This window comes from Salmonella sp. FC25216, assembly GCF_057751355.1.
In genome coordinates this window covers 112802-120828 of the sequence record NZ_JBDGON010000012.1, presented here as the reverse complement: position 1 = coordinate 120828, position 8027 = coordinate 112802, and the positions used below count along the sequence as shown (strand labels likewise).

The following is an 8027-nucleotide window of genomic DNA, read 5'->3' as shown; positions in this document are numbered from 1 at the left end:
GCTGACGGCGTGACGTTCTCAGTGCCGGTGACACCCCATACGTTCCGCCACAGTTACGCGATGCACATGCTGTACGCCGGCATCCCGCTGAAGGTGCTGCAGGCGCTGATGGGGCACAAGTCTGTCAGCTCGACAGAGGTCTATACGAAGGTGTTTGCGCTTGATGTCGCCGCACGGCACCGGGTGCAGTTTCAGATGCCGGGGGCTGATGCTGTGGCCATGCTGAAAGGCGAAATGTGAGAGCTGATGACCCTGCCCCTCCCAGTGGACTTGGGGCTAATTATTATTGCTGGATAGCTATGGTCTGCACATCCTCTCCGGGTCCTGTTTTGTCCTGGTATCGTTTTGTGTTGTCATGTTTCGTTTATTTCGAATAATCGAAACATGACAGTCTTCTCAGTTTCAGACACTCTTTGATCTTTCAGCCCGCATTCTGTTTCATTCCAGGTGCCGAAGTTCAGTACGCAGGGTATACAGTTCTGCCAGGGGTGATTACAGGGCGTTTGGGGAGCGCCATGCCTACGAGCGCTTTTCCACCAGAGTCAATGCGCCATGATTGAGGGACTGACGTTGTCATAAGCCGTATGGCAAGTCCGCAAAAATTTGGCAGCTTCCCGCTTACAACCCCCATATTGTGAACAATGTGCTCCGTCATTTTGGTTCCGTTACTCCTCAACCCCCTTTATACTGGAAATATTTACTGGCAGAGTCTTCAGTTGTCACCTTATATCAGGATTCATAGAATGGAAGACAAGAAATACAGTTGTGAATATATTGAAAGAAATAAAGCTGTGTCCGGATGTTTTGCTATGTTCATGCTGTTTGTCGGAATAACCTTTATCCCATTTTTTTTAAAAGATGGTGCGGAACTTATGGCTAAGGGGCTACTATTCCCAATAATCGTTACTCTTGAATTTATATTTATTGTTCCTCTCTATTATATCTTTTTTCGTAAAAGAGAGGGGTTGGGCCTTGGCAGCTTCCGGTTTAAAACGTTTTTTATACTGTTTCTGCTCATTCTTCTTATTCAGTATCTGCTCCCCTATATTTCCGGAGTAAATGAAACTGAAAGTTGGTCCGAGTCCCAGATGGCTCTCGGAGGCTATATTTTCTGGATAAATGCCATTTTGCTAATCTTCATTGCTCCTGTCTATGAAGAAATAATTTTCCGTGGATGCCTGTTTAATATAACTTATTTTTGGTTTGGGAATAATGTTTTTGGTACCGCTGTTATTGTTTCTATGATGTTTTCAGTTGTCCATTTGCAGTATACTGAAATAAGAACATTTATCGTTTTATTTCTGGTGTCTCTAACATTATCGGCGGCACGAGTTAAAAGCCGTGGGCTTCTGATGCCAGTGCTTCTTCATATATTGATGAATGCGGTGGTTACCGGTATACAGTATGCGGCTTACATGCTTCCTGCCTCATCCGGTTAATTTTAGTTATGAAAGAATTAATATTAATAGATACAACGCTCCGCAATGTAATAATAATCCATGAATAAAAAATAGCGGAGAATGTCTTACAACACTCGCCGCTAATATTAAGAAGAACGGTGCTAATTATCACCTTACCAGTGCTTACCAGGATATGATTCTGGTTTTTAGCTCTGATTTATATGGACTCTTCAGCCTATTAGGGGACTATATCAAAGCCACATAGTATACAGGTAGCTTACCTGCTTACTCGTTGAATCGATATATTGATCAACTTCCGTCATTTGCAGAGGAGCTGCTGCTACTGCCCCACATTACCCCACCACCATTGGAGCCACCCCATGGAATACCTGAAGGGCCAACACTACCTGTACCTCGGGAGCCATTAGCAATAGATGCCCCCATGATTGTACCTATGGCAGCTCCAGGGATACCTCCGTATGTCCCACCAATGGCCCCACCTATAGCTCCGCCAATCGTTTCCTTGGATACTCCGGAATTTCCTCCGTCTTGACCCCCGCCGTAGATAAAAGAATACTCATTCTCTTTAAGATTACGCATATTATTCCTCTATATTAAGTTAATACATGATAATGCCTTCTGTAAACATTATATTACATCAACCTCCTTATCATATTTTGAGTTAGTACAATAGCAGCAATCATTAAAACATACTTAACGTAACGGTTAATTTCAAAGTGATCTCCAGCCATACCAACAGCTAATGCAATAATAAACACCAATAAAAAGCTAACAATTTTCTTCATTATGCTGGCACCCATTACTGGAATGATATCAGGTTTCTTTTAATAAAATAATTTAACGCTATTATTTTATAATAATCTATCATATTTTAATACTTCTTATTGCAAAGAAAAACTTAAATTAGAATTACTCTGTCAACTGTTCTTAACGTTGTTTCTCTGTGCGCAATAATAATCCTTGTGATATTCATATTCTTTATAGCCACATTGACGAAACGCTCACTGTCAGTATCAAGTGAACTGGTGGCCTCATCCATAAATAATATGCAGGGTCTACGGTACAGAGCCCTGGCTATAAATATACGTTGTTTTTGCCCTCCGGAAAGCCCTTCCCCCAGTTCACCAATGAGGGTTTCATATCCCATAGGCATTTTTATTATCACATCATGAATATAACTGGCCCTGGCACACTCGATCATCCATGTTTCGTCCATCTCTTCAGAGAACCCACAAATATTCTCTCTGATAGATCCTGAAAATAATCGGTCATCCTGCATCACGCAGGCAATCATCCGGTGATAATTGTTTATCCCCAGTTGCCGTATATCCGTACCATTCACCAGTACTTTTCCCGTATCTGGCTCAAACAACCCACATAATACTTTCATTAACGTGGTTTTTCCTGCACCGGATGTACCGGTTATGGCCACACTTTCTCCGGGAGTCACTGACAGATACAGACCACTGAACACCGGCGCTGACTGGCTGTCATACCGGTAACTTAAATCAGTGGTTTCCAGAGAGACCGGGCTCATATCAGCAACAATATCAAGCTCAGGTTTCTTCTCTTCCTTTTCATGCAGTGCGATATCAGCAATACGCTCGTTATGCAGACTCACCATTCTCAGTTGCAGAAGAAAGTTGGTCAGAGAGGCAACCCGATCCGAAAACTGCCCACGGAAAGAACCAAACGCCACAAACATCCCTATTGTCATCTGATTATCGATCACAAGGCTGGTACCCAGCCATAAAATCGCCACCTGGTCACAGGCTGCAACAAAAGTATTTATCCCGCCAAAGAATAAATCCATTTTGGTTAACTTAATGCCTGAATTGATGGCATCAATTTTAAGGTTAAGCCAGTGCGTTCCCCGCCGTTCAGCCATGCCCTGAATTTTTACAGTGGCAATGCCATACAGGGTTTCCATAAAATAGGAACTGGCTCTGGCCCCCCTGACCAGCGTTTCCTCCGATATCTGCCGGTAATAGCTGTATGTCACCAGGCGAACCAGAACATAAACCGTGGTAAACCCGAGAACTATCCATGTAAGATACCCACCGTATAACAGCATCATCACGAAAACACCCACAACCATAATACTGTCCATAATGGCCCCCACCACACTGGTGGTGAAGGTGGCTCTCAGAGTATCAAGGGAACCAAAACGCGACTGGATATCACCTAATTTGCGACGTTCAAAATATGCCAGCGGTAGCCTGAGCAGATGGTTAAACAGACCCGACTGCCACTGAACATTGATGAGTGTGCCCATAACCAGCGAGGACCATGCACGGAGCATACCCGTGGCTGCCCTGAGCAGTATAAAGAACATAAGGCCGGCAGAAATGAGCGTCAGTAACCCTCTGTCCCCCGCCGGAATCGCATGATCCATAACCAGTTGAGTACCCACAGGCATTATGAGATTGATAGCTTCAATAACAACTGACAGACAGAAGATTTTCGCCAGTGTACTTTTAATACCATAAATACTGTTAATAAGTGAGCGTAGATGGATTCGATTCTGCGTGGTCTCCGCAGAAAATTCACTGCCTGGCCAGACCTCAAGCGCAACTCCGGTAAAATACCGGGTCATTTCCTCCAGTCCGACATTTCTTCTGCCTCTGGCCGGATCATGCAGTACATAACGGTTACGCTTTACGCTGACCAGTACAACAAAATGGCTGAAATCCCAGTGGAGAATACATGGCGTTTTGAGCGCACCAAGTTCATCCAGCTCCAGCGAAAGTGCCCGGGTTACCATCCCCAACTGTTCCGCTATACTGTTTATTCCCGCAAGGTTTGCCCCACGGGAAGAAAGATTAAACTTCCGTCGAAGGGATATCAGGTCAATATTCTTGCCAAAATGTCCGCATATCATTGCCAGACAGGCCAGTCCACACTCCGAGGTTTCCGTCTGGTGAATAACCGGAACCCGACGTCGCCAGCGCATATCAAGCTGATTTATCATTCGTCTGACATTCCCGTTACTCATCGATCGGCCCTGTTGCACTGTGTTTCATGTCATAGAAAGGAGAAAGCATCCACTGGTAAATACGCCTTTTTTCCAGGAATAATGTGCTTTCAGCTTTCATTCCATTCTCAAGAGGGAGAGATTTCCCGTCATAAGAAATAATCTGTTTTTCAGGTTTAACGATGACTTTATACCAGGGAACAGAGATGCCCAGCGTATTTTGAGGCGCCCCCTTGTAGGTCAGCATTTCCTGCGTTGAGGCTGGCGTTCTGGATATGGTTTTCACCGTAGCAGAGAACTGACCAAATTTTTCTGCAGGAAAGGCTTCATAACGAATGTTCACTTTATCTCCTGCCGAAATATAAGGAACAGCATCATTAGGGACCCAGATAATAAGGTAGTAGTTTTCGATATTTTCAGGGATAACCTGCAGGAGACTGTCTCCGGCATTAACCATTTGCCCGACAGTGACACTCAGGGAGTCAACTTTCCCGTCAGACAACGCACGAATAATGATTTCTCCCCCCACATCAGTATCAACCAGCTCTTTCTGCAACTCGTACCGTTGCAGTTCCATCTGATAGATACGGTTATCAAAATCCGCAGCCTGAGTCTGGATCTGGCTCTCCAGACTGGTTATCTGCAGGGCATTCTGTTCATTTTGTCCGCTCAGGCTGAGAAGGTTATTTTGTTGTTGATAATATAATGCCACCTGGTTAGTTAACTGATCTTGAGTAATCAGCCCTTTTGACTGATAGTTTCTGTAATTCTCCATGTTGTTCTTCATTATTTTTATCCCTTCCGCTGCCTGCCGTATAATATCTGATGAGAGACGGAACGCATCGCTGTATTGCAGACGTTGCTTTTCCAGCGTATTCAGCGTTATTTTTTTACTTTCCGCCAGACGGGAAATGATGTTATCCACGCGAACCAGCTGATTTTCAATATCCTTTCGCTGATTATCGGTAACAACGCCACTGCGTGTGCTTTTACTGACGTCAATCTGGTAAATCGGATCACCTTTTTTTATCGACTGACCTTCATGCACAAACTGCCTGACTATAAACCCCTGCACACCGGAGTATATATTGACGGCTCTCGGCCAGGTCGTGACCTCACCACTGACATTGACACGACGGCTATAGGTACCAGCGATAACGAACGTCAGAAATGCCGTGATAAACGCAATGCTTCCCAGCATGATTAACCATAACGGCATTCCTGGCAGTAAAATAGCTCGTCCACGCCATTTCATTTTCCTGTTATCTAACGCTTCCTGACGAAACAAAATACACGTCCTCAATCATCTGTGTCCCTGCTGTTAATCTGAACAGGCATATATAATTCAGCAAAATTTGCTCAGATAATGCAGACGGCATCCATCCACGATATTTATATTTTTTTCTGTAGCTCTGGGATATGTCGTAATTTATTCTGCCGTACTGTCATGATTTTCTTTCTTCTGTTCAGCCATCGCACTTCTCCTTCTCCCCATGGGCGAAGATCTGTAAAACATTCAATAGCCTTACGCCCAAAACCAGGCTTACAACAAAAATCCAGTATCCATATCCTTCCATCTTCATTCCATTCAGAAGGATGTAGTATGAACTCAGGATCGTTTAGCAGACGCGCTTCTGTATCTGTCTCGAGATATGCCCAAGTGATATATGCCAGTGGAAAACCACGCGAATCAAACAGGAATTTAATCTGATGGTGTTGTATAGCGTATTCAGTCCAGTATTGAATGGTCAACACAGGATACAGGCTGTAATTACGGTTATGGAGCATACAGCTGACAGCAAAACCAATCTGTTCATAGACGGTCCATTCCGCTCTTCCACTGATGGTTTCTCGTATATACGACATCATTGTTCATTACCCTCGTATATTACACCGCAATTCTGACAGGACTAAAATGGCCGATTGCTTCTCTGCAAAACTCCAGCATTTGGACACCCATATCAGAAAATGCCTCCTGCAAAAAATGGTGATCATCACCGTGTTTATCCAGAAGGGAAGCAATTTTCTCGGACATAGTGACTTTCCCCAGGTCTTTTCTGGGTTGCAGTCGCTTCCTGGCATGGTTTTCCATTTCCTTAAGAAGAGATGAAACATTAGTCGGGTATCTGATACCGACCTGTATCAGCCATTGTATCGCGCAGGTAAAACACTGTTGCGCTTCTGTGAAATGAACATCATGCTGAGCGTCATTATCCACAGGTCTGATTGGGCCATGGCTCTGCCGAATCAGTTCCACCACGAGTCTTTGCAATGGTGAATCCTCTTTGCATCCGACATCTGGACAGTACAACCGATCGCTGCGTTTATTGACTAATACAACGAAACTGTTGACCTGTTTTTTCAACGTATCCGGGATACCCTCCTTTGGCATAAACTCTGTGGGGATACCCAGTTGTTCCAGATAACAGTAATAACATGCTTCATGGAAAGTTTTCTGAAAGGTCTCCTCAACCTTCTGGCGTGCCACCATTGTGAAATCGGGATCAAACAGGTATTTCCCGAGATAAAGACAGAGATCTGACAGTCCCTGAATCAGTACCACCGGTTCTTTCTGCAGTTCGGCAAGCCTGAGCCGATATCCAAAATCATCGGGATAATCTCCAGGGAACAGACAACTGAGTCCGTTAAAATCCATTAACCTGCCATCTATCGCAATATTGGAAGGAGAAGTTGTCAACCTCAGGAAGCGTGTACGACAAAACGCCATCTGCCATGCTTCACGGCGGGCCAGTTCACATAACCCCTCAATACAATAAACCCGGTGATCACGTTGAGCCTCTTCGCTGACTCCCTCTGGCGGTACAGGTAAATTTCCGGGCAACATGTGGATCACAGACCGAACCCGCCGGGCATCATGTACTAACTGAGTGACATATTCCGGCTGAGGTCTGAAATAGGGGGCTCGTTCAAAATGCGCCGGGCGAATCACTGGTTCGCGTACCAACAGGGCTCGTCGGGATTTCCCGTGAGGGCGGTCAAATGCCTTGTCGGTATATATATCCGTAAGTAAAACTGCCCTGGCACGCACAGCACCATAGGGTAATATTTGTGCCAGCACCTCTCCCCATAAAGCCTCATAGATTGCATGGATGGCACCGAGGGCACCATTAGAGTGACGCCCATCAGTCCCTTTACCGACTAAGGGATTGGTTCCCATACCTTTAATCTGATAACTACCATCAAAACCACAACGAGCGCCCCCGCCGTTACGCTGAATACCACTTCCACCATAACGCTCTGCATGGAATATTTTGTGTGAAGATGAACTGGCCGAATCTATTATATAGCTGCAGGCTTTTTGTAATACTTCGATATTCAGGCTATCCTCAGCACGCCAGATCAACTTTGAGGTTACCTGTCGGGCAGTAAAGGGCACCAGGTTTTCATTGAGTTCAGCAAGCGAACATATTGGGTTCATATGACACTATTCTCCATTGCAATAGCCCAAAGATTCGTTGACTCCTGAATAAGTTTCATCCTTTTTTGAATACAAAAATCAGTGACGTACCCCGGTCTCAATAAAAAGGGGGAATATATAGATGCGGAATAAGCCCGCATAAGTTTTTTCGCTGGGTTACAAAAAATTAGAACATCGACAAAGAGTACTCGAA

At 44.7% G+C, this 8027-nt stretch carries 7 protein-coding genes; 2 read left to right on the top strand and 5 right to left on the bottom strand.

Annotated features, from left to right (window positions below; genetic code table 11):
• On the top strand, positions 1-240 hold a 240-nt coding region (locus tag AC3G3F_RS20415; protein WP_488395650.1), incomplete at its 5' end, for a tyrosine-type recombinase/integrase.
• A 503-nt stretch (positions 241-743) separates the two neighbouring features.
• Positions 744-1439: a CPBP family intramembrane glutamic endopeptidase gene (locus tag AC3G3F_RS20410; protein WP_000389613.1), complete on the top strand. Its 696-nt coding sequence runs from the start codon at positions 744-746 to the stop codon at positions 1437-1439.
• Positions 1440-2053: 614 nt separating this feature from the next.
• On the opposite strand, the gene AC3G3F_RS20405 is transcribed toward AC3G3F_RS20410, so the two are convergent.
• From AC3G3F_RS20405 to AC3G3F_RS20385, 5 genes are all read right to left on the bottom strand, one after another.
• Positions 2054-2206: a hypothetical protein gene (locus AC3G3F_RS20405; protein ID WP_001838496.1), complete on the bottom strand. Its 153-nt coding sequence runs from the start codon at positions 2204-2206 to the stop codon at positions 2054-2056.
• 113 nt (positions 2207-2319) lie between these two features.
• Positions 2320-4416, bottom strand: a complete 2097-nt coding sequence (locus AC3G3F_RS20400) for a peptidase domain-containing ABC transporter (protein WP_000064790.1) — start codon at positions 4414-4416, stop codon at positions 2320-2322.
• Entirely contained in the window at positions 4409-5683 is a 1275-nt protein-coding gene (locus tag AC3G3F_RS20395) for an HlyD family secretion protein (protein ID WP_001838494.1), read from the bottom strand. Before AC3G3F_RS20395 ends, AC3G3F_RS20400 begins: the two co-directional genes overlap by 8 nt.
• Positions 5684-5787: 104 nt before the next feature.
• Entirely contained in the window at positions 5788-6261 is a 474-nt protein-coding gene (locus tag AC3G3F_RS20390) for a toxin-activating lysine-acyltransferase (RefSeq protein WP_000120460.1), read from the bottom strand.
• Positions 6262-6283: 22 nt separating this feature from the next.
• A complete protein-coding gene (locus tag AC3G3F_RS20385; RefSeq protein WP_001068091.1) occupies positions 6284-7834 on the bottom strand; it encodes a hypothetical protein in 1551 nt (516 codons plus the stop codon).
• Between the last annotated feature and the right edge of the window lie 193 nt (positions 7835-8027).